At 62.4% G+C, this 21077-nt stretch carries 18 protein-coding genes; 5 read left to right on the top strand and 13 right to left on the bottom strand.

Annotated elements, in window-relative coordinates:
- Window positions 1-17 precede the first annotated feature (17 nt).
- Entirely contained in the window at window positions 18-461 is a 444-nt protein-coding gene (locus AC0J5Z_RS21000) for a SipW-dependent-type signal peptide-containing protein (protein WP_475036283.1), read from the top strand.
- Window positions 462-558: 97 nt separating this feature from the next.
- On the opposite strand, the gene AC0J5Z_RS21005 is transcribed toward AC0J5Z_RS21000, so the two are convergent.
- From AC0J5Z_RS21005 to AC0J5Z_RS21025, 5 genes are read right to left on the bottom strand one after another with little or no spacing between them, the layout of a single operon-like run.
- Complete coding sequence (locus AC0J5Z_RS21005) at window positions 559-1677, bottom strand: NAD(P)/FAD-dependent oxidoreductase (protein ID WP_475036285.1); 1119 nt, start codon at window positions 1675-1677, stop codon at window positions 559-561.
- A gap of 39 nt (window positions 1678-1716) precedes the next feature.
- On the bottom strand, window positions 1717-2760 hold the full coding sequence (locus tag AC0J5Z_RS21010) for a Gfo/Idh/MocA family protein (RefSeq protein ID WP_475036287.1): 1044 nt from the start codon (window positions 2758-2760) through the stop codon (window positions 1717-1719).
- Window positions 2760-3551 (bottom strand): amino acid ABC transporter ATP-binding protein, encoded by a 792-nt coding sequence (locus tag AC0J5Z_RS21015; protein WP_475036289.1) that lies wholly within the window; start codon window positions 3549-3551, stop codon window positions 2760-2762. The genes AC0J5Z_RS21010 and AC0J5Z_RS21015 overlap by 1 nt, the downstream gene beginning before the upstream one ends.
- Window positions 3548-4336 (bottom strand): amino acid ABC transporter permease, encoded by a 789-nt coding sequence (locus AC0J5Z_RS21020; protein WP_475036294.1) that lies wholly within the window; start codon window positions 4334-4336, stop codon window positions 3548-3550. Before AC0J5Z_RS21020 ends, AC0J5Z_RS21015 begins: the two co-directional genes overlap by 4 nt.
- A gap of 34 nt (window positions 4337-4370) precedes the next feature.
- Window positions 4371-5237, bottom strand: coding sequence for an ABC transporter substrate-binding protein (locus AC0J5Z_RS21025; protein ID WP_475036299.1), 867 nt, complete (start codon window positions 5235-5237; stop codon window positions 4371-4373).
- Window positions 5238-5415: 178 nt separating this feature from the next.
- Between AC0J5Z_RS21025 and AC0J5Z_RS21030 the strand changes: the two genes are divergently transcribed.
- On the top strand, window positions 5416-6507 hold the full coding sequence (locus tag AC0J5Z_RS21030; RefSeq protein ID WP_475036302.1) for a LacI family DNA-binding transcriptional regulator: 1092 nt from the start codon (window positions 5416-5418) through the stop codon (window positions 6505-6507).
- Between the two features lie 30 nt (window positions 6508-6537).
- Here the strand turns inward: AC0J5Z_RS21030 and AC0J5Z_RS21035 are convergent, their stop codons facing one another.
- Window positions 6538-7536, bottom strand: coding sequence for a helix-turn-helix domain-containing protein (locus AC0J5Z_RS21035; RefSeq protein WP_475036306.1), 999 nt, complete (start codon window positions 7534-7536; stop codon window positions 6538-6540).
- Window positions 7537-7628: 92 nt separating this feature from the next.
- A complete protein-coding gene (locus AC0J5Z_RS21040; RefSeq protein ID WP_475036308.1) occupies window positions 7629-8597 on the bottom strand; it encodes an alpha/beta hydrolase in 969 nt (322 codons plus the stop codon).
- Window positions 8598-8843: 246 nt separating this feature from the next.
- Between AC0J5Z_RS21040 and AC0J5Z_RS21045 the strand changes: the two genes are divergently transcribed.
- Window positions 8844-10568 (top strand): PHP domain-containing protein, encoded by a 1725-nt coding sequence (locus AC0J5Z_RS21045; protein ID WP_475036310.1) that lies wholly within the window; start codon window positions 8844-8846, stop codon window positions 10566-10568.
- Window positions 10569-10571: 3 nt separating this feature from the next.
- Here AC0J5Z_RS21045 and AC0J5Z_RS21050 read toward each other — a convergent pair whose 3' ends face one another.
- The 3 genes from AC0J5Z_RS21050 to AC0J5Z_RS21060 are packed head-to-tail and all read right to left on the bottom strand — an operon-like array spanning window position 10572 to window position 13666.
- Window positions 10572-11714, bottom strand: a complete 1143-nt coding sequence (locus AC0J5Z_RS21050; RefSeq protein WP_475036312.1) for an App1 family protein — start codon at window positions 11712-11714, stop codon at window positions 10572-10574.
- A gap of 45 nt (window positions 11715-11759) precedes the next feature.
- Window positions 11760-13061, bottom strand: a complete 1302-nt coding sequence (locus AC0J5Z_RS21055) for a cation:proton antiporter (RefSeq protein ID WP_475036316.1) — start codon at window positions 13059-13061, stop codon at window positions 11760-11762.
- Window positions 13062-13102: 41 nt separating this feature from the next.
- Entirely contained in the window at window positions 13103-13666 is a 564-nt protein-coding gene (locus tag AC0J5Z_RS21060) for a TetR/AcrR family transcriptional regulator (RefSeq protein WP_475036320.1), read from the bottom strand.
- A gap of 96 nt (window positions 13667-13762) precedes the next feature.
- On the opposite strand from AC0J5Z_RS21060, the gene AC0J5Z_RS21065 reads away from it, so the two are divergent.
- Together AC0J5Z_RS21065 and AC0J5Z_RS21070 are read left to right on the top strand one after the other, a co-directional pair.
- A complete protein-coding gene (locus AC0J5Z_RS21065; RefSeq protein ID WP_475036323.1) occupies window positions 13763-14596 on the top strand; it encodes an alpha/beta fold hydrolase in 834 nt (277 codons plus the stop codon).
- Between the two features lie 239 nt (window positions 14597-14835).
- Window positions 14836-16185, top strand: coding sequence for an MFS transporter (locus AC0J5Z_RS21070; protein WP_475036327.1), 1350 nt, complete (start codon window positions 14836-14838; stop codon window positions 16183-16185).
- A gap of 76 nt (window positions 16186-16261) precedes the next feature.
- On the opposite strand, the gene AC0J5Z_RS21075 is transcribed toward AC0J5Z_RS21070, so the two are convergent.
- Genes AC0J5Z_RS21075 through AC0J5Z_RS21085 form a run of 3 tightly spaced genes read right to left on the bottom strand, consistent with a single transcriptional unit; the run spans window position 16262 to window position 20911 of the window.
- Entirely contained in the window at window positions 16262-17770 is a 1509-nt protein-coding gene (locus AC0J5Z_RS21075; protein ID WP_475036331.1) for an APC family permease, read from the bottom strand.
- Between the two features lie 29 nt (window positions 17771-17799).
- Window positions 17800-19473, bottom strand: coding sequence for an amidohydrolase (locus AC0J5Z_RS21080; RefSeq protein WP_475036335.1), 1674 nt, complete (start codon window positions 19471-19473; stop codon window positions 17800-17802).
- A 4-nt stretch (window positions 19474-19477) separates the two neighbouring features.
- Entirely contained in the window at window positions 19478-20911 is a 1434-nt protein-coding gene (locus tag AC0J5Z_RS21085) for a purine-cytosine permease family protein (RefSeq protein ID WP_475036339.1), read from the bottom strand.
- Window positions 20912-21077: the final 166 nt, after the last annotated feature.

Here is a 21077-nt window from a genome sequence, read left to right on the forward strand (position 1 = left end):
AAGAGCAGAGAAAGAGCATGATCACCATGACACCGCGGAACAGCTTCCTGCGCGCCTTGGTGATCGTCGCCGTCGTCGTTCTTGGCCTGATAGCCGGGCCAACGGCCGCGGTTGCCGCCTTCACGGACGTCGAACGCGCTACTCCGCAGTTCTCGGCCGCAAGTATCCTTGCCCCGGCGACCGCGAATGTGACTATGAGGTGCACCATGGGTCTCCACACCGTGGTCACAGTGAACTCCTACGGAAGCGTGGCGAAAGCCAACTACCACGAGGTCAAGATCTACGACCGCTCCGGCAACCTCGAGTTCACAGGTGACTTGAGCCAAGCGGCGGGAAGAACGTACAGCTCAGGAATCGAGCTCATTGGCACGTGGAGCTACGAAATCCGCGGTTACTACAAGATTCCTGGCTCCACCAACTTCTGGACCGGCAAGCCCCTCAAGGGCACCATGACCTGCTGAACGGGTCACCACAAACTCCAATGGCCCCGACACGCTTGAGCAGATGGCGTATCGGGGCCATTGGCCCCTAAAAAAAACGACTTAGGGCAAACCCGACCTAGGAGAAGCGTCCTGGGCGGAACGTGGCCAGCATCGGGTGCTTATCGCCGCTCAGGATCTCACCGGACAGCAGCTCACCGGCGATGAGGCCCAGCGTGGCGCCGGAATGCGTGAACGCCACGAAGCAGCCCGGCACTTGACCGAGTTCACCGAAGACCGGTTCGCCGTCGCCGGGGATGGGCTTGTAGCCGATCTTCCAGGACGCCGGCTTGAGCTCGGGGTTGCCTTCGATCAGCTTGGAGGACTCGTCAGCCAACTCCTGGACCACGTCATCCGGGATGGTGAAGGTACCGTCGGCGTGCTCGGTGATGTGTTCTTCGTACCAGTCGTGATCCAGGGCGAACGTGTTGCCCGGGTTTGGACGCACGGCGGCCCGCGGAGTGTTCATCACTGCGGTGACCTGGTGCTCCACGGGCTTGGTGATCACCAGCATGGAGACGGGCGAACCGTTGGGGATGTGGACGCCGAGCGGTTTCACGACGGCGGGCGTCGCGGCACCGCAGGCAACCAGCACGGCGTCCGCGGGGTAAGTATCACCGCCGGCAGTTTCGACGCCGGTTGCCCGGCCGCCGTCGACCATCACCGAGGCCTTGCCGGCATTGAGGACCAGCTGGCCTCCAAAGGCATGGAACTCCTCCATCAGGAAGTTCACCAGGTCCGGCAGACTTACCCAGCCTTCGCCGGGGTTGAAAATGGCGTTTTCGGGGACGGTTCTGGCGTCTATGCCGGGCGTGACCGAGGCGATCTCTTCAGGAGCCAGCAGTTTGGAGTCGTAGCCGATGGACTTCTCGTAGGCGTGACGGGCTTTGGTAACCTCGCTCTGCCCCGCCGCGTTCCACATGAGGCCACCCCCGAATTGCAGCCATTCACGGCTGGGGTCTGCGGCGAAGAGCGTGCGGTACCGGTCAACGCCGGCCATTCGCAGCTGGTGATACGGCGTGGAACGTTCGCCCGCGGAGTTGAGCCATGACAATGAACGGCCGGTGGCTTCGCTGGCCAGGCCTTGTTCGGTCAGCAGCGTGACGGAGGCGCCTTGGCGGAGCAGGTGGACGGCGGTGGAGACGCCCAGGATGCCGCCTCCGATGACGGCAACATGCTTGGTAGCGGTGGAGGACATGCGTGATCTCTCTTTCGGGTTCTGAATTCTGAAACGCGCCTAGGCGAACGCGTGGATGCTTTCGATGATCCTGAGGGTTTCCAGCGCTTCCGCCGGCTGGACAGGCAAACGTCCGTGGCCCCGGAGTGAGGCCGAAAGCTCCCTGTAGAACTGTGGGTAGTCGCCCTTTTCCGCGGGGACCGGCGTGGCTGATCCGTCCACGCCCAGAAGCCCCCAAGACTCCTGGGGTTCGTTGCCGTAAGAAGCGTCCGACGGCGTGACACCGGCTGCGAGCGCGGGCTCCTGACCGTCGAGTCCCCACTTGGTGTAGCCGGCTTTGGATCCGAGGACGTGGTAGCGCGGGCCGACTTGGGCAGCCATTCCGTTCATCCACAGCCGGGTCCGGACGCCCGACTCGTGGTGAAGGGACACAAAAGCTTCGGTGTCGGCCGCGTCCGCGTGGTGGCCGTGGTTGGCGGTCTCCCCGTAGCTGTCCTCCACAGGCCCGAAAAGTTGGATGGCTTGATCGATCAGGTGCGCGCCGAGGTCGTGGAGGATGCCGCCACCTTCAGCCAGCGTGGCCGAATCGCGCCAGTTGCCGAAGCCTTCCGGACGCCACCATTCAAAGCGCGACTCAAACGTCCGCACCTCCCCCAAGGCGCCGTCCTTCAGCAATTTCCGGAGCGTCAGGAAGTCGGCGTCCCACCGGCGGTTCTGGAAGACCGTGAGCTGCACACCGGCGTCGGACGCCCGCTCGGCAAGCTCCTCACCGTGGGCGACGGTGGTGACGAAAGGCTTGTCCACCACAATGTTGAGTCCATGGGCAATGGCGGTGGCACCGAGCTCAAGGTGCGTGAGCGGCGGCGTTCCCAGAACCACGAGGTCCAAGTTCCCGGCCAGGGCGAACATCTCCTCCGGAGTGGGGACAATCCTTGCCTGTGGGTAGAGCCGCCGGGCATCGGCCTTGCGTTGCGGATCCGCGGTCACGATGACGTCAAGGGAGTAGTTCGGATCGGCCGCGATCAGCGGCGCATGGAACACCTTGCCCGAGACGCCAAACCCGACGACGGCGGTCCGGATGGGTGCCGCAGCTGCCTGGCCCATCACAGGACCTCCGAGAGGAAGCGCTGCAGGCGTTCGCTGCGTGGGTTGTCGAAGAGCTCGGTGGGGGTTCCGATTTCCACTACTTCGCCCTCGTCCATGAACACCACCTGGTCCGCCACCTTGCGGGCGAAGCCCATCTCGTGGGTGACCACCAGCATGGTCATGCCGCGGCGGCCCAGGCCGGCCATGAGGTTAAGTACGCCTTTGACGAGCTCGGGGTCGAGGGCGCTGGTGGCTTCGTCAAAGAGCATCACCTCGGGTTCCATGGCCAGTGCCCTGGCGATGGCGACGCGTTGCTGCTGTCCCCCGGAGAGGTCGCGTGGCCGGTGATCAGCGCGTTCGGCGAGGCCGACCTCGGCGAGGCGCCGCTGAGCGCGTTCCCGGGCCTCGGCCTTGGACATTCCCTTGACGCTCCACAATGCCAGTGCGACATTTTCGAGGGCAGTGTGGTCCGGGAAGAGGTTGAAGTGCTGGAACACCATACCGATACGTGCACGGAGGATGTCCGGCTTGACCTTGAGTGCGCTTTCGCCTGCAAGCAGCACGTCCCCGCTCTTGGGTTCGTGCAGGCGGTTGACTCCGCGCAGGAGCGTGGACTTCCCTGAACCGGACGGGCCAATGATGCACGTGGTGGTCCCTGGAGCCACGTTGAGGCTGACGTTGCGGAGCACTTCCACGTCCCCGTAGGCCATCGTCAGGTTTTGCAGTTCCAGGCTGGAGCCGTGGAATTTCTCGATGTCCTGGGTTGGCTGATTGGTGCTGGTAGCGCTGCTGCTGCTTGTGAGGTTCACGTGTTGCTCCCGGTGATGAGCGGCGAGGCCGCATCGAGTTCCTTGACTTCCTTCAGCCCACTGGTGGGTGCCGTGGGACGACGGCGGCCGGTGCGGAACTTGTTGTCGAAGTAGTTGACCAGGTGGGTCAGGGGCACCGTAATGATCAGGTAGAAGATGCCTGCCATGACCAGCGGTGAGAGGTTGCCGGACAGTACAGCCGCGTCCTGGCCTACCCGGAACAGTTCACGCTCGCTGACCAGGAGTCCAAGGAAGTAGACCAGCGATGAGTCCTTGACTATTGCAATGAACTGGTTCACCAAGGCCGGCAGGACCCTGCGAATGCCTTGCGGGACCACCACAAGTGCCATGGACTTGGAGTAGCTCATGCCCAAAGCGCGGCAGGCTTCCCCTTGGCCCTTATCGACGCTCTGGATGCCGGCCCGGAAGATCTCTCCGATGTACGCGCTGGCGATGAGGCTCAGGGCGATGATTCCCAGCGGGTAAGGGGAGGGTCCGAAGACCGACTGGCTCAACCGGGCGAAACCCTGGCCGATCAGCAGGATGGTTAGGATAGCGGGCAGGCCTCGGAAGAGATCCGTGTAGATCCTGGCCGAGATGCGCAGCCACTTGGACCGCGAGATACCCATGACCGCCACCACCATGCCCATCACTACGCCGAGGATGGTTGCTGCGATGGAGATGATGAGGGTGTTGAGGAGGCCAACTCCGAGGAGCTGGGGCAGTACTTCGACCATGGCGTCAAAGTCGAAGAACGTGCGGCTGATGGTATTGAGCCAATCCATTGAATGCTCTCAGACGTTAGGTGTTTGGGGCTGCTTACTTGCTGGCGGTCGGGGCCGGGCTGGAGGTCTGCTCGGCCTTCGGGAGGTACTGCTCCGGCATCGGTGAACCCGGGAACCACTTTTCGTAGAGTTTCTTCCAGGTGCCGTCTTCCATTGCTTCGGCCAGGCCCTTGTTCAAGGCTTCCTTGAAGGCGGGCTTATCCTTGGCGATGGCGAAGCCGGCCGGGGCGTCGAAGGACGGAATATCCGCGGCGCTGACCAGCCCAAACTGCTCCTGGTATTCCTTGGCTGCCTCGTAGTCCAGGAAGTGGGCGTCCACGGAACCGCTGTTGACTGCGGAGATTGCGGTGTTGTTGTCTGGGAACCGAACCAGCTGCGCTGAGGTGAAGTTCTTGACTGCGTAGGCTTCCTGCAAGGTGCCTTGAACTACGCCCAGGCGCTTGCCGTTGAGGCCATCGGCGTCGTTGATGCCTGAAGTCTTGGTGGTGATGACCGTCAGGTATCCGGCCAGGTAACCGTCGGAGAAGTCCACGGTTTCCTTGCGCTTGTCCGTGATGCCGATCGCTGCCACGCCGACGTCGAACTGGCCGTTGGCCACGGCTGCCAGAAGTCCGGAGAAGTCCTGCCCGGTGAAGACTACGTTGTCTACGCCGGCGCGGTGGGCCACGTCCTTGAACAGTTCCACGTCAAACCCGGTGAAGTTACCTGAGCCGTCCGTGAAGGTGTACGGCTTGGAGTCGCCAAGGCTGGCCACCCGGATGGTGCCGGGCTCAATCAAGCCGTAAGGGTTTTCGGCTGACGGTGAGGTGCTGGCCGGTGAGCCGCCGCAGCCGGAGAGGGCGAGGATAGCCGCCAAGGCTGCTGCTGCGAGCGCTGCCGGGCGGAAGTTCAGTTTGATCACAGCGTTGTCCAATCGTGGGAGGGAAAGCGGTGCTGTCAGGAGCCGCTGAAGTTATTACTCGATGCGGGGTCTTGTTGAGTCCGGTCTCAGCCCCTAGGATTGAGACCGGACTCACATCGATTGATAGAAATGTAGCGGAACTCACAAAGCCGCGTCAACACCCTCGTGAAAGGTGAACATGAGCACTGATGGATCCCGACGACGGGACGTAACGGTTGCCGACGTCGCCAAAGCCGCGAAAGTCTCCAAAGCACAAGCCGCCCGCGCGTTGGGCAACTACGGTGCCGTGAGCGATGACGTCCGTGAGCGTGTGCTCGCCGCGGCCGAAGAGCTTGAATACCGGCCCAACGAACTCGCCCGCAGCATGAACACAGGCAAATCGAACACCATCGGGGTGGTGGTGGGCGACATCGAAAACCCCCACTTCGGCCTCGCCACCCGGGGAATCACGGATACCGCCAAGAAGAGCGGATACCACGTCATCCTCATTAACACCGACGAGGAAAAGGCAGCTGAAGTGGACGCCGTCCGGGTGCTTTTGGACAAGCGGGTGGACGGGCTCATCGTGGCTCCCGCGTCGTCCGTGGAAACCTCGCACCTACAGCAGGTCCGCGAGTCCGGGCGCCCCCTGGTCCTGCTCGACCGCGCCGCCGAAGGGCTTGATGTTGAGACCTTCGCGGTGGACATGGGTGGTATCTCCTACGAGTCCACCAAGCATCTGATCAAAGCCGGGCACCGGCGGATAGCCTTCGTCTCAACGCTGAAATCAGGCCGCCCCTACGAAGAGGGGATGGTTTTGGACTCCTCGCAGATCTCGGACCGTCTGGAGGGTATCCGCCGCGCCTTCGAAGACGAGGGCCTCGCCCATCCCGCAGATCTGGTCCGGCTCAACGCCGGCGATGCGGAATCCGTTAAGAAGATCACCCACGAACTGCTCAGCGGACCAGCCGCAGCCACGGCCATCATCGCCTCAGACGGCCTCATCGCCTTGGGTGTGGTGGAAGCCATCCAGGAATCCGGCCTCTCCATTCCGGGCGACGTCTCGTTCCTCATGTACGACGATTTCGCCTGGACCCGCCTCACCACTCCCCCGCTCACCGTCATCGCACAGCCGGTTTACGAAATGGGAATTGCCGCGGCTTCTGCGCTGATCCGGCAGATTGAGGGCATAAAGTCCACTTCCAGCCCCGAGCTAACAGCGCACCTGATCCTGCGTGGATCCGTTGGGGCGCCCAAGGATGCGAACGTGCTCAGCCAAGCGGGCGGCTGAGGGGTAGCGGCGCCGTTGTGGTTCCCCACCTCAATCGAACCGGTTGGTCGCGAGCAGGAACAACGTCAGAGCCAGCGTCAGGCGGACCCGTCCCGCCGGTGTCCGAATATCGAAGCCCAACGCAGTTGTGAACTCGGCTGCGCGGTTCTGAACGGTGGAATGGTGCAGGTTCAATTGCCCCGCCACGGCCCGAAGGCTTCCTGACTCCGCGATTGCTTCCAGCATGGGCCATGCTTTCGGCTCACCCTCGATCAGGATCTTCAACGCGGTGACGTCAGCTGGTTCCTGCGTCCGGTGGCTCTCCATTTCCGCAAAGACGATGAGGCTGCCAAGCTCGTCGGCTGTTTGAAGAGGACGACGCGGGCTGGTGAGGCGGAGGGCCAGAAGAGCTGTCAACCAGGATCTGTCCAGCTCTTGAGGGGATGTGGACAGCCCGATTCCGGCCGGTTCTTGGCGCTGAACGCCTGCGCTGGAAAGGCGTACTGCGACCCTGATGGCACCAACGGGGGTCTGGATTATTGCCGTGGAACCGGGCAACGGCGAAGCCGCCGGTACTGCGTGGACCCGGTAGGAGCTTTCCGGCTCCAGATGCAGCAGCGCAGCAGCGTCCATGCGCCTTTCCAGTGATGCCTCGCTGCTGATGACCGTCTCTATGGCCCGTCTCGTTGCCGCGATCGGACTCGTTCGGTCCCAGAAGATTCCCAGCGCTAAAGCGAGCCGCTCAAGAATCAACTCATCATTGACGTATCCGGGGCTGGCCCGCTCGATCCACGCCAGGCCATCCACGCCAAACGGCCTGGAAGGCCAATCACGGCTGTGCGCATCCGTTCTCTGGCCGGAGGGTTCCACGCAGACTGCACGGCCCTCCACCGCGAAACCCACGGGGCAGCCACAGAGTGCTGCCGCCCCGCGAATGAGCATCTCTGCGTTGGCCCGGCTGTTGACCAAAGCGTCGAAATAGGTAATCACTTTGAGGCTTTCCGAGGCCTCCGGATCGAGCGCTTTGAGGCGCCATACGAGTCCTTGCATTACTACCGCCCACCACGTTGTCAGGTTCCGGAGCTTAATGGTGGTCCAGTTCGGCTGCTTCGGCAATGCTCAACAGCCGAAAGATCATTCATTCAGGCATCCAGTATGCGCCTGAGCCACCGCGTCCGGGCTTCCCGCGCCAGCACCGAGAGGGTCGCCTGGGGAAAGAAGATGTCGAACCCGTGGAAACCGCCAGGCCACACGTGCAGTTCGGCGTCGCCACCAGAGCTCCAAATTGTGGAGGCGTAGGCAATGTCTTCGTCACGGAAGACTTCGGCTGAGGCTACATCAATGAAGGCGGGCGGGAGATGTGAAAGATCCGAGGCCCGGGCAGGTGCAGCGTAGATGGAGACCTCGTCCGTCTTGCGGCGATTGCCGAGGAGAGCGTTCCAGCCGGTGTCGTTGCTGGTTCTGTCCCACACTCCGATGCCCACGAACTGATGGCTGGAGATCGTTTCATTGCGATCATCCAACATGGGGTAGATCAGGAGTTGACCTGCCAAGGAAGGACCACCCCGGTCCCGCGACAGGAGCGCTACTCCTGCAGCAAGTCCACCACCGGCGCTGGCGCCGGCCACCACCAGTCGCTGAGGGTCAAAGCCCAATTCAGCAGCGTTCGCCGCCATCCATTCCAATCCCGCATAGCAGTCCTCCACGGGTGCGGGGTCGGGGTTTTCGGGTGCCAACCTGTACTCGACCGAGACCCCCACAGCGTCCAAAAGCTCTACCCAGTCAACCAAGGAGTCCGCACCAAGAAAACGATCCCCCATCACCATTCCGCCGCCGTGGATGTGATAGATTCCCGGTCCGCCGGGAACATGGTCGTTGCGTTGGAAAATCGACACTACGAGGTCAGGGGCTCCAAGAGGCCCCGGGATGGTCCGCTCAAAGTGCAGCACCGGGCGGCCAGCCAGTTGGTCTTCAATCGGGGCCACCACGAAGGACTCACGCATGGCATCGATCATGTCCGGGGTCAGGGTAGGGGCAATCAGGTCGCCCAAGGCGTTGAGCGTGGCACCTAGCTCGGGATCAAAAGGGGGCGTCTTATATACGGGTGTCATCTGGACCTCCATCAAGTCCGGCCACCTCGTTGTGACCTGTTGCAAGCCTAGGCTTGCTCGCTCGCCGCGCGAACCGCCGGACGGACCCAAATGCAGGGACTCAGTCCGCCAGATGGCGGCTCCTGCCCGATGAAGATGATGTTCTCCATGGCGCTCCCCCACCGTTCCCGCTCGGTTAACCTCCGCGCCATTCCGCTTCCCTACTGTGATCGCGCTGGGGGATCCGAATCAAACAGAGGAAGCGCCATGTGCACCGCAGACGAAAACACGACCACCCACCGCCGAAGTGTGGAGCTTGCCGACGCTGAGCTGAAAACCATGGGACTGAGCCGCCGGCATATCCTGCAGTCGGCCGGCATCCTGGCCGCGGGCAGTGCAGCCACCGCCGCCATGGCCCAGCCGGCGATGGCGAACCCGGGCGGAAACGACCCTCAGCTGACCTGGCTTGTGGGAGACCACCACGTCCACACCCAGTACAGCCACGACGCCAAGTACATGATCAAGCAACAGCTCGACACTGCCCAGGCCTACGGCGTGGACTGGCTGGCACTGACTGAGCACAGCAACTTCGGCCACGCCAACAACGGCGGGGCCGTCAACGCAAACAAGGAAATCCAGGCACAGCGTGCCGCACGCCCTGATCTGATGATCTTCCAAGGGCTCGAATGGTACATCCCCGGCGCCGAGCATGCCTCCGTGATCGTCGCTCCGGGCCCCAACGAAGTAAACCTCCTGCGCACCTTCGAACTGGTGTGGGACGGAAAGCTGAACCAATGGGAGAAGCCAACGCCTGGAACGGCGCAAGTGGAAACCTTCGAACGGAAAGCTGTCGAAGCCATCGCTTGGTTGGCCACCCAGCGCCGCTCCGGCTACATTGACGACGTCGTCGCCTTGGCCAACCATCCCATGCGTCTCGGGATCGACTCACCCCACGAACTCCGGGCATGGCGCGACGCCGCCCGCGAGGTGATGATCGGCATGGAAGGCGCGCCCGGCGCGCAAGGCTCCGGAGTCAGCCAATTCTCCAGGGCAGGCGACCAGCGCGGCGAATACACCAACAACCCCACCCAGTACAGCTTCCCAGGCTACCCGGCGGACGCCTTCCGCCCGTACGGCGGCTTCGACTGGGCCACCGCAACCGTGGGCGGTGTTTGGGATTCCATGCTCACTGAAGGCCTGACGTTCTGGATTACGTCCAACTCAGACAACCACCTCACGGTCAAGGACACCTGGAAGACCGGGCCTTACCCCTCTGAGGAGCCCTACCTCAGCCTGCCTAACGAGTTCGATCGCTGGTCCGTCACAGGAAAGCGCCCCGATCCGTTTGATACCGGCGAAAAACAGGGTGGCAGCGACTACTGGCCGGGACAGTTCAGCCGCCTTCACACCGGCGTCACCAAGCGCTCCTACACCGGCGTCTTGGAAGCCATGCGCAACGGCCGCATGTGGGTGGACCACGGACACCTCCTCCAGGGACTCGACGTGCGCGTCCGGGAATTGCGGGGCAACGGTGCCGGAAACGGCAACGGAAGCAACGGTGCCACCCTCGGCTCCCGTCTGCAGGTAAGGCGAGGCGCCGACGTCGAAATTTCCATCACCATCACGACGACGGGCTACCGCAACTTCGCGGGTATCCTCCCCAAGCTCGCCCACGTGGACGTCATCGGCGGTGCCGTCACGGGTGCAGCTGCCGATCGCGACACATTGAAGGCCCCCGGGACGACCGTGTGGAAGCAGATCGATGTCTCTGGCCGCACCGGAACGTTCACCATCAAGCACGTCATCAAGGACGTTCAGACGTCCTGCTACTTCCGCCTCCGCGGCAGCGACGGCAACCGCCACGGCGCGGGCTACTACGGCGCTTCCGTAGATCCCGCCGGCCCCATCCGCCATGGCGACAATCTCGGCGACGCCAATCCCTGGGCTGATACCTGGTTCTACGCCAACCCGGTGTTTATCGACGTCGCGTAGTCATCACTCCGATGCCGTGTGCACTTCGCCTTCTTCGGGGTCGTCGGCGGACCGAACCTCATTCTGGATGATGCCCAGTTCTTCGAGCTGGGCCGACATTCCCGCTCCATCCGGAGCGTAGATCCAGGGAACCCCCGGTGTGGGTTGCCCGCCGGACTTCGAGCGCCCACCAGCGAGGACCGCTTCACCCGCGGAGAGCTGGCGGATGGCGATGGCCCTGACGCTGGCGGGATGACGTTGGGCGAACTCGGAGTATATGGCTTCGTCGTGCTGGCCGTCGTCCCCCACCAGCAGCCATTTGATATTGGGGAACTCCTTCGCGAGGCGTTCCAATGACGTCCTCTTGTGCTCCTGGCCGCTGCGGAACCAGCGGTCAGGAGTGGGGCCCCAGTCAGTCAGGAGCTTGGGACCGGCCGGGTACAAGTTGCGGGACAAGAACCGGGACAGGGTTGGTGCGACGTTCCACGCTCCGGTGGACAGATACAGCACGGGCGCGGACGGGGCAGTCCTGGCAATCCGTTCGTACAAGACGGCCATGCCCGGCGTCGGGGTCCGCGCGTGCTCATTGAGGACGAAAGTGTTCCAAGCGGCCAGGAAAGGACGGGGCAAAGCGGTCACCATCACGGTGTCGTCAATATCGGACACGACGCCAAAATCGGCATCGTCCGCGACGATCTCCACGGGAGCCTCCACGATTTGGGACTCCCCGGACTGAAGGGTGATGGTGTGCCAGCCGGCGTCGAGAACTACCGGAATACGCGCGTCCACCACGCCACCACGGTCGGCTACGACGTCGTGGACGGTACCGTCGATGGTGACCTGCACCGTGGCGTGGGCTACGGGCGCGCTCGTGAAGTTGCGCCAGCCGCGCATGCTCTCCTGCAACGGATTTGCGTGACCGGCAGCGTCCCGCGGATCACTGCGGACGACTCGCGCGAGAACCCGAACCCAGGAAGTGCTGCCGTACCCGGTGTAAGGAATCACGGTCTCCACCCGGCCACGGCGGATGGCAAGGCGCGTCTGAAAACCAAGCCACGCGTCGTCGAGCCTCAGAGCGAGGTGACGGCGTCCGTTACTCAGCGGCGTGCGGCCTTCATTGTCAACGGAGTCGGATGGGGTTCGCGGTTTCATGGGACGGGGAGACATGCATCCAGTCTTCCACGGCTGCACCTGCCGGACGAGTTTTCGCGACTAAACCGCGGTGGTGGGTGCCCGGCCTTCGTCGCCATGCTGCTTGCGTGCTTCCGCGGCCCGAAGTCGATCCAAGCGGTTCATCAGGGGTGCGGTGGTTGCCCCGTGCACCACGATGGACAGTGCCACCACCAGACCCACCAGGGCCCAAAGCTCATGTGCCTCGGTGTCGAAGTTTCCGTGGCTCAACGCGTATCCCACGTAATAGAGAGACCCGATCCCGCGAATTCCAAAATAGGAAATGGCCAAGCGTTCGCGGGGACCGGTTTTCCCGCGCATGAGCCCAAGCCATCCCGCCCCAGGGCGTATCAGCAAGAGGAACGCCAGAGCTACCAGCACCTCTGCCCAACCGATCCCCTCCAGCAACCCCCGGGCAATGGCGCCGCCGAGAAGCACCAGGATAACCACCGTCATAAGGCGCTCCAACTGCTCCACATAGCTGTGCAGCACTTGGTGGTAGGAATGGTTGTGCTCAGCGGACCGGATGGTCAGAGCACAGACGAAGACAGCGACGAATCCGTAGCCCTCCACCATCTCCGCGGCGCCGTAGGCGAGGAAGGTAGCTGCGAGCGCCACGAAGCCCTCGGAGTGTTCTGACAGGCGGAAGCTCTTACCCTTGGCGGCAAAGAAGATCAGGCTCAGCAACTTGCCCGTGCCGAACCCGATCAGCACACCAGCAACAGTGCGCCAGAGAACATCCACCGCAAGCCATTCCCCAAGCCATGCATCGGGCGAGGCCCCCACCAAGCTGATGAGGATGGCCAGGTACACAAAGGGGAAAGCGAGCCCGTCATTCAAGCCCGCCTCGGAGGTCAAGGCGAAGCGGACCTCATCCTCGTCCGGGTCATCTTCAGTGTCTGCAGGTTTTCCCACCTGGACCTCGGACGCCAGCACTGGGTCAGTCGGGGCAATCGCCGCCGCTACAAGGATGGCAGCGGCGAGCCCCAAGCCCAACACCCACAGGCCAAGGAGCGTCATCACGAGGATGCATAAGGGCATGACGACACCGAGCAAGCGCCAGGTAGTGGACCATCCGCGCCAACGGAAGGGTCTGTCCAGAGCCAGTCCGGCACCCATGAGCGAGATGATGACGCACACTTCCGTCAGGTGCGTCGTGAAATCCCCGTACTGGACGGGGTCCGGGTCCGGCAAATCAGGAAGCAGGGTGAACGCCAGAATTCCGCTGCCCAGAAAGACCATCGGCATCGATAGCGGCATGTGGCGCAACAACTTCGGCAGAACCGCGGCGGCCAACACCGCAAAGCCTGCCGAGAGAAACAAGATGCTGGGGACTTCAAACACGAATAGTCTTCTTCCTGCCGCGCTGGACGCGTGTCAGAAGCCTAGTCTGCCGTGAGGGCTGAGTCGATCAGTACTGCCGCTGCTTGACGCGCCTGCCCGGCGGCATCGGATGTTCCTGCGATGGCCGCAGTGGTCTGCGCACCTTCGGCAAGGATGGCTAGTTGCGGTGCCAAGTAGGCTGGCGCGCCGGCCCGGTCCGCCAAGCGCGCGACGTATTCCTGGAATGATTCCTTGTGCTTCCGCGCATACTCGGCAACTTCGGGGCTGATGGCACCGAGTTCGGCGAAGCTGTTGATGAAACCGCACCCGCGGAATGAGTCCTGGCAGAACCAGCCGGCAAGGTAGTCGAAGATGGCGAGGAGGCGTTCCTTCGGTGTCCCGGCTTGTTGCACCATGGCGTCGAGCCCTTCGGTCCAGGACTGATGCCGGCGCTCAAGCACGGCCATGACGATGCTGCTCTTTGAGGGGAATTCCCCGTATAGCTTCTTCAGCGAGATCCCTGCCGCCGTCCTAAGTTCGTCCATGCCAACGGCTTGGATTCCCCTCGCGTTATAGAGCTCGTCGGCAGTGGCAACGATGCGTTCGCGAACTTCGGAAATATCCATGCACCCATTGTACTTGCATTGAGAACGAACGTTCTCTACGATGGAGAACACAGGAAGAGAACGAGCGTTCTCTACTCGCAGAAAAGGGGCAACATCATGGGTTTCATCAAGGTCGGCACCGAAAACACCACGGACATTGAGCTCTACTACGAAGACCACGGAACAGGTCAGCCCGTAGTCCTGATCCACGGTTACCCCCTGGACGGCGGTTCCTGGGAAAAGCAGGCAGCCGCCCTCCTGAATGCCGGATACAGGGTCATCACCTACGATCGCCGCGGCTTCGGCAAGTCCAGCAAACCGACCACCGGATATGACTACGACACCTTTGCGGCAGATCTCAACACAGTCCTGGAAACACTGGACCTGCGGGACGTCGTACTGGTCGGCTTCTCGATGGGCACCGGCGAGGTGGGACGCTACATCGGCACGTACGGCGAAGCCCGCGTGGCCAAGGCCGCATTCCTGGCTTCCCTCCAACCCTTCCTCCTCCAGACGGACAACAATCCCACCGGCGTTCCAGCGTCGGTCTTCGACGGCATCCGCAACGCCGCCATCGAGGACCGCTACGCGTGGTTCACCACCTTCTACAACGACTTCTTCAACACCGATAACTTCCTGGGCAACCGCCTCAGTGAAGAAGCACTGCGGAATTCGTGGAATGTCGCCGCAGGCTCGTCCTGGTTCGCATCCTTCGCGGTAGTGGATTCCTGGCTCACGGACTTCCGCTCCGACATCGACCAGATCACCGTCCCGTCGTTGATCGTCCACGGCACCGACGACCGCATCCTGCCCATCGACTCCACGGGCCGCGAATTCACCAAGCGCCTGCCGTCCGCCGAATACGTTGAGATCGAAGGCGCGCCGCACGGCATGCTCTGGACGCACGGCGCTGAAATCAACGAAATCCTGCTGCGCTTCCTGGCCAAGTAGCCAAGTAGCCAAGTAGCCACTCAGGACGAATAACACGCTCGACGGCGGCAGGTCGCCTCGGTTCCAAGAGAACCAAAGGTGACCTGCCGCCGTCGTGCGTTGACGTAGCGCACGTCACGTCTTATGCTTTATGAATCGATTCAAGATGTAACCTTCCTCACGCTGAATGACCACTTTGTTCAGTCCTGGGTGGGAAGAGTTCTTGTTCCTTGCCAACGACGCCAGAGGAGTACAGCGACGTGACAGTCACGCACCGGAGGGATCTCACAACCTCCCCCGACCACACCATGGGCCAGAAAGATCCCAAGAAGGCCGCGATGAGCGGTTGGATCGGAAGCGCGCTGGAGTACTACGACTTCGCTCTGTATTCACTGGCGGCGACGCTACTGTTTCCCACCATCTTCTTCCCCACGGAGAATCCCACCGTCGGCATCATCGCCTCGCTGGCCACCTACGCCGTGGGTTACGTATCCCGCCCGCTCGGCGCCGTGATCCTGGGCGCCTACGGTGATCGGCACGGGCGCAAGAAGGTGCTCGTTTTCGCGATGCTGCTCATGGGCTTCGCTACTTTCGCCGTCGGGCTCCTGCCCACGTATGGTCAGGTGGGCCTTCTCGCTCCTGTCCTCCTGGTGATTCTCCGACTGATCCAGGGATTCGCCGTCGCAGGCGAGCTTGGTGGCGCCAGTGCGATGATCGTGGAGCACTCCCCCGACGCGAAGCGCGGCTTCTTCGCGAGCTTCAGCCTGCAGGGCACGCAAGTGGGTTCCATCCTGGCTACGGCCGTTCTGATTCCACTCGCCGCCCTTCTCCCTGAAGAACAGTTCCACTCGTGGGGCTGGCGATTGCCGTTCCTGCTCAGCGCCGTGGTGATCGTGGCGGGGTACGTTATCCGCCGCCGTGTGGAAGAGCCTCCCGCCTACCTGGCCCAGTCCGAAGACCCCGGCGCGAAACGCCGCTTCCCGCTGGTGGACCTCCTGCGCACCCACCCCTGGGTCTTGCTCCGGTGCATCGTCATGACGTTCACCAACGTCATCGGCATGGCCACCCTCATCTTCGGCGTATCCTTCGCCACCCAGAAGGGCTACGGCATCGGCTTCTCCAGCAGCGATTTCCTGTGGGTGACCATGGCTGCCAATGTGGCGGCCGTGTTGACCATCCCACTGTTCGGCGCCTTGTCCGACAAGATCGGCCGGCGATCACTGATGGTGGCCGGCGGCATTGCCGGCGGATTGCTGACCATGGGGTACCTCTGGGCGATCGAACAGCGCAGCCTGCCCCTGGTCTTCGTGTGCGTCGTGATCGTGCAGGGAATCCTCTTCCAGATGTGGAACGCCACCTTTGCCACGTTCTTCCAGGAGCAGTTCCCCATGCGGATGAGGGTGACCGGCTTCGCGGTCTCGCAAAACATCGGACTTATGATCGCCTCCTTCTTCCCGAGCTTGTTCACCGCGATCGCTCCCCCGGGATCAGCGAACATCCCCGTGGTCATCGGCCTGACCACACTCGGCATCTGCCTTGTCTCCGCCGTGGCAACCCTCTTGTCCTCGGACACCAAGGGCAAAACGCTCGAGGACCTCGAGGCCCGCTGACATAACGACGGCGGCAGCTCGCCGTCGGTTCCGCAAGGAACCCGGGTGACCTGCCGCCGTCGTGCGTTGTGCGTCCCTAGTCGTTGACCAACTCTTGGGTCTCGGTCACGGGTGCTACCGCGTCACGCACCTTCTTGCCCCGGGCGTAACCCACGAGTCCCAGCGCCAGGATGCATCCAAGCGTGCCGAGGGCGAAGGCTTCGAAGGTGAACTGCGAGACGCCCCACGTTGCCTCAAAGTCGTACGGCAAGCCGAAGAGCACGTCCAGAGTCCCCGGGAAGATTGCTACCCAGGACCCGATCAGGATCCACGTGAAGCAGATGTAGCCGAGGATGCGGAAACCTGTGTCGGAGACAGGAACCTTGAAGGGCCGGTCAGCATGGGGATACTTGCTCCGGAGCTTCACCGCGGCCGGGATTGCCAACAGGTAGCTGAGCAGGAACGTCGAGATCGCGATGGAGAGGACCACTCCAAACAATGCGCTGCTGGTCCCGCTGAGCTGCATGGCTGCGAGCATGAACAGTGTGGCCACCACACCGGAGAGCGTATTGACGCGAATGGGGGTGCCCAGCTTGGGATGGAAGCGACCAAAGAAACCGCCGAAGAAGGAACCGTCTGCCGCAGCCATGGCCTGCATGCGGTCGCTGATGATCATCCAGGCTGCGCCTTGCGACACCAGGATGAAGCAGAAAACTACCGCGGAAATAGACAGCATGATTTCAGCAGCCGGACCAAAGACTGTGTAGACCGTGGCTATTGCCCCGAACAGACCACCAATGCCGGTGATCTGGTCCAGCGGCACCACCAGCAGGATGGCAAGGATCGGGAGCAGGTAGCTCGCGGCGGCAATCATGGAGGACCGGGCCACCGAGATGGGAACATCCTTGGCCGGGTTCTTCATCTCCCCGGCGGCGCTGTTCCCGGACTCAAAACCAAGGAATGAGAACAGCAGAAGTGGCGTGACGCCAAGGAATCCGGCAAGCGTTGGTGAGAAGAAGCCCAGGTCCAAGCCGTTGAAACCGTGCTGCAGCCCGTAAATCATGGTGACAATGATGAAGAAGGTCAGGAACGCGACCTTGAGGATGGCGCCCAATGAGGGCAACCATTTGCCGTGCTTCAAGCTGATGATCGCTGAGGACACCGTGATCCAGATGAACAGCAGCTTGAAGATGTAGTCGGTCGGACTGCCGGCGTCCACGTGGCCCACGTACTCGGACCAGGTTTCCACTGCGACGAAGGCCATGGCGCCACCGACCCAAACGGGCTGCGTCACCCACGTGAAGAGGGACGTGATGGCTGCAACCACCCGACCAAAAGCCATCTTCGTCCACACGTAGACGCCGCCCTCTTCAGTGAAGGCGCCGCCCGTCTCGGCGAAGATCAGTCCATAAGGGACCATGAACGTCACGGCCAGGATGAGCGTCCAGGTGAAGGTTTCCCCTCCGAAGCCGGAGACCTGGCCCAAGACCTCCACTGAGATGACGGCGGCAACCACCAACAACAAAATGTCGAAGCGGCCCAGGGATTTTTGCAGATGCTTGCTTTGCTCTTGCGCGAGCCGCGTTGAGGCTACTGGCTGATCCATGATCGATCCTTTGCTACTGCTTAAGTTTGCTACTGAGCAAGAAGGGTGGGAAGCGCCCCGTTATGGGCGCGGCTGTAAACGGGCTGGCCTCCAGCGAAAGTGAAGTCGACGCTAATTGCCCCAAGCGCACTGGTTTCGACGGCGAGCGGATCTGCGTCGAGCACAACCAAGTCGGCGGTCATGCCCACGCGGATGGCACCATGCTCGGCGTCGAGCCGGTTAGCGCGCGCAGCTCCCGTGGTGTAGGCGGCGAGCGCCGCGGCGAGGGTAATCGCTTCGGCGGGTAACAGCGGATCCGTTTGCGAGCGGGTGTCGCGCGCATGTGGGTCCGCCGACGGAGCCGTCCGGTTCACTGCGGTATGAATGCCCCATAGGGGATCGGGGCTGGAGACCGGCCAGTCGCTGCCGATGGCGAGTTCGACGCCGGCGCGGCGCAAGGTCTCGAAGGCAAAGTGCACCTGCTGGTGGGCTTCGTCGAGATACGGCAGCTTTGTTTCAACAAGGACCGGATCCTGTCTGGCCCACAGCGGTTGTATATTGGCGATTGCCCCTGTTGCGGCGAAGCGGGCGACGTCGGCCGGATCCACCAAGTCCAAGTGTGCGATCTGGTGGCGCGGGTCCCACCCTTCGCGGCGCGGCAAGTCCAGAGCGTTCACGCAGTCCCGCACGGCCTGGTCACCAACAGCATGCAAGTGCAGGTCGAAGCCCTCCGCGTCCACAGCCCGCGTGATTCGCGCAAGCTCGTCCGGTGCGATGAGGATCATGCCCGTTTCATGGGGATGGCCGTTGTATGGCCGGGTCAAGGCAGCGGTGAGGTTTTCGCAAACGCCGTCCACCATGATCTTTACGGCTGTAGCCCGGAAGCGTCCCCGCGATGTGGCCCGGCGCTCCTTGAACAGTTCAAGCTGTTCGAGACCACGGTCCCGCTGCCACCAGAGCGCCCCGGTCACGGTGGCAGTCAAGAGCCCTTCGGACTCCAAGGCCACGTAATGCTCGAAGGAATCAGGCATTCCCAGGGCTTGTCCGACGGCGGCGTCTTGCCATGCGGTCACGCCCAGCGAGTGCAGGTAGGCCTGGGCTGCAAGAAGGGCACGACGGATATGCTTTTGGTCCGGGTCCGGTATCAGTGCGGAGACGAGGTCAGCCGCGTGTTCAATGAGCATGCCAGTGGCGGCTCCGGCGCCATCCCGGGCAATGACTCCTCCGTCCGGATCAGGAGTCGTGTCAGTGATTCCGGCACGTTCAAGTGCCCGTGAATTCACCCAGGCCCCGTGGCCATCGTGGCTGATCAGGAAAACAGGCCGGTCCGGAACCAGCTCGTCCAGCAGCGCACGATGCGGGAAGCCGCCGTCGAAAACGTCGCCGTACCAGCCCGCACCCTGGATCCATTCAGCAGCCGGGTTGGCCCGGGCATGGTCCGCAATGAGCGCCTTGTACTCTGCCAGGGAATGGACGCCGGAGAGATCACAGCCGAGCATTTGGAGCCCGCCCGCCAGTGGGTGGACATGGGCATCCTGAAAGCCGGGAAGGAGCGCCTTTCCAGTGAGGTCAACCAGCTCAGTGGCTGGACCTCGCCAGCCTGCGGCATCGGCGCCGAGAGCCACGATTCTCCCGTTTGCCACCGCAACTGCCTCGGTGTGGGGTTGGAGGGGATCCAGAGTATGTACGGGGCCGCCGCTGAAAATCCAGTCTGCGTGGGTCATGTCATTACTTTCCATGGATTTGGGCTTCGATGGAGCTGAACTCAGTCTCTGAATCGAGGCGTATCAGCGCCGGGGCGGTGCGGGCGATTAAGATGTAGACCAACGAACTGACGCCAAGGCCAACGAGCCATGCGATATCGATTCCGCCCATAGCCTCCGCCACCACACCCGTGTAGAAGGAGGTGGCCATGAAGGGGATCTGGGCAAGAACGCCGATGGCGAAAACCGCCAGGGAGCCGGCATTCCAGCGCCCGTAGCGGCCACCGTCGGCAGCGTAGAACTCGTCTACTGCGTAGGAGCCGTGTCGGATGACGTAGTAGTCCACCAAGTTGACGGCAGACCACGGGATGAGCACGTAAAGGAGCACGCTAAGGAAGCTGAAGTAGGAGGACGCGAAGCTGGTTGCGGCGGTTAGGGCCAGGGCGACACCGAGCACGTGCAGCACCAGGGACGTCACCAGGCGGGCTCTGATTCCAGGGCGCCATCCGCTGACGAAGGTCTCCACAAGCGTCAGGGCACATAGTGCGCTGCAGTAGGCGTTCACCGAGTTTCCTGCGGCGGCCACTAAAGCAAATCCCACCAAGACCGCGGCACCGAGTACCGGGCCGAGCAAGCCGTGGAGCCCTGTCATCGAATCCACGCCCTCTACGGCGATCCCAACTCCGGCACCGAGGACCATCAGCACTGCGCTCGACGTAACGCAGCCCAAGTAGGTTCCCCAGAAAGCTCCCTTGGTACCTGACCTGGCAGGCATGTACCGGGAGTAGTCCGACACGTAGGGAGCGTATGTCAGCTGCCATACGATGCCGATTGCCAACATGGCGAGGAAACCCGTCCAGGTGAATTCACCATGGTTCATTTGGGCCCAAAAGTTGCCGCTGGCAAGGAGGCCCGCGAAGGAAACCAGCACCAGTGCGCCAACCACGTAAGCACCCAAGGCTGTTACCTTCCGGACCAGGTTGTACCCGAACGCTGCGATGATGAAGCTGAGGACAGCGCAGCCGATGATCATGGCAGTTCCATTGGCCTCCGGCAGGAGCGCTGCGATCGAGTCCGAGGAAACGATCAGGTTCGAAGAGAAGTACCCCACGAACATCAGGATCGCCACCGCCACGATCAAACTGGCTCCGCGCGATCCGAATTGGCCGCGGGCCTGCAGCATCTGGGGGACGCCCAGCTGCGGTCCTTGGGCCGCGTGCAGCGCCATGGCGATTCCGCCGATTGCGTGGCCGAGAAAGATCGCGATGATGGAGCTGACCATGGGAAGGCCCAACAGCGTTGTGGCCGTGGCGCCGGTGACCACCGTTAGGGGCGTCATGTTCATTCCGAACCAGATGGTAAAGAGTTCCCGGGACCTACCGTGCCTGGCCTCGGCGGGTATGGGGGCGATGGACTCTTGTTCGATTTCGAAAAGACGGGAGCGGAGCATCGATTTCATTTGAGGGTGTCCTTAACACAGTGGAAGGATGCTGGCAGATTCTGGCAGGCCTTCCCCAAAGCCCTTCGGCGCCTAACCTGGTCTGCTGTCTGGCCCAGCGTAGGCCTGTGAACTGCATCACGTAAACCATTGAATCGTGATGCGTATCAACAGATTTTCAGATGAA

It is taken from the genome of Paenarthrobacter sp. TRD_SC_7, assembly GCF_056156245.1.